The 1952-nt window shown below is 33.9% G+C and carries 2 protein-coding genes; both read right to left on the bottom strand.

From position 1 onward, the window contains the following. Window positions 1–1518, bottom strand: a 1518-nt coding sequence (locus J6Y29_05555) for an ankyrin repeat domain-containing protein (protein ID MBP5427334.1), incomplete at its 3' end; no start/stop codon positions are given. A 101-nt stretch (window positions 1519–1619) separates the two neighbouring features. Next, on the bottom strand, window positions 1620–1952 hold a 333-nt coding region (locus J6Y29_05550; GenBank protein ID MBP5427333.1), incomplete at its 5' end, for a hypothetical protein.

Below are 1952 nucleotides of genomic sequence, written 5' to 3'. Positions count from 1 at the left end.
CTCAAAAATAGCTTTATCTTGCTTAATATTCTTGTTTATTTCACCAAAAAACTTTCTTAAATTGCTTATTTCCTTAAGTCTATCTGGCATTCCCTTCTCTATATTATCTAACGGCAGATTAAGAGCCTTTATTCCTTCGTTTAAATATGTATTTGCTGCTTTTATAAATGTGTTATGCTCACTTTCATTCAATCTACTCAATATGTATTTTATATTAACTTCTTTATTAATTAATCTCACAATTGTATTTTCCATATTATTTTTGACTGCAGTAAATAATAATTCTTCTTTTAAACCCTTATCTTTTATTTCTGCTCCTTTATCTATTAATTTGCTTGCTATCTCATCCATCCCTCCTACAATTGCCAAACTAAGTGCTGTATCTCCATTCTCATCTACTCTATTTATATCTACTCCCTTATCTATTAACTTACTCGCTACTTCTGTCATACCTTTCGTACACGCTAACATTAGTGCCGTCTTTTTCTTTCCATCTACTACTTCATTTATGTCTGCTCCATTGTCTATTAACTTATTCGCTATCTCTGATGTGCCTGACCAACACGCCCACCAAAGTACCGTTCTTCCACTCGTATCTACGCTACTTACATTTGCTCCTTTATCTATTAATCTACTTGCTACTTCCGACATGCCTCTAACACACGCCAACATTAATGCTGTAAATCCGCTCTCATCTACTACATTTACATCTGCTCCTATGTCTATTAACTTATTCGCTACTTCCGGCATATCTACCGAGCACGCACATATAAGTGCTGTAACTCCTTCCTTATCTTCTTTATCTACATCTGCTCCCTTGTCTATTAACTTATTCACTATCTCTTTATTACCTTTATTGCACGCCAACCAAAGCGCCGTTCTTCCATAACTATCTACCATATTTATATCTGCTCCCCTGTCTATTAACTTACTCACTATCTCTTTTCTATCGTTCTCACTCGCCAACATTAGTGCTGTCTTTCCATCTTTTTCTACTGTTTTATTTATATCTACTCCCTTATCTATTAACTTATCCACTATCTCTGATAGGCCAGACCAACACGCCCACATTAGTGCTGTACCTCCATCTTTGTCTACTTTATTTATATCTGCTCCCTTATCTATTAACTTACTCGCTATCTCTGTCCTACTGTACTCACATGCCAACATTAGTGCCGTCTTTCCATTCTTATTTACTGCTTTATTTATATCTGCTCCCTTGTCTATTAACTTATCCACTATCTCTGATAGGCCAGACCAACACACATACATTAGTGCTGTAACTCCATTCTTATCTACTTTATTTACATCCGCTTCCTTATCTATTAACTTGCTCGCTACTTCCGACATGCCTTTCGCACACGCATACATTAGTGGTGTTCTTTTGTCCCTATTGGCTACATTCACATCTGCTCCCATGTCTATTAATTGATTAGCTATCTCATATATTCCTTTTTTAATTGAAACTATAAGTTTAGTATCTCCAAACCTATTTACTCCATTTAAAAATACATCCATTTCAATGTTCCTCCCATTTGCTTTCCTAATTACATAAGCAACTATTCACTTATATCAGGTATACTCCTACTTTTATACAACAATCTTGTATAAAATAATTATCATAATTTACACCTTTTTGAGCAATTACCTTCGCTGATATTCTCTATAACCAATCCATTATCTGTAACCTTTCTTCTTTTATTTAAAGATGTCGATTCTTCATCTTTCTCTAAGATCCTACATACATTTATGCAACGAATTGTCAATTGGTTTAAATCATACTCATATTTTATCCATCTATCTTTTAATTTCTCAAAAATAGCTTTATCTTGCTTAATATTCTTGTTTATTTCACCAAAAAACTTTCTTAAATTGCTTATTTCCTTAAGTCTATCTGGCATTCCCTTCTCTATATTATCTAACGGCAGATTAAGAGCCTTTATTCCTTCGTT

It is taken from the genome of Clostridiales bacterium, from assembly GCA_017961515.1.
Lineage (GTDB): Bacteria > Bacillota > Clostridia > Acetivibrionales > RGIG10202 > RGIG10202.
This window is presented reverse-complemented; position numbering and strand designations above follow the sequence as displayed.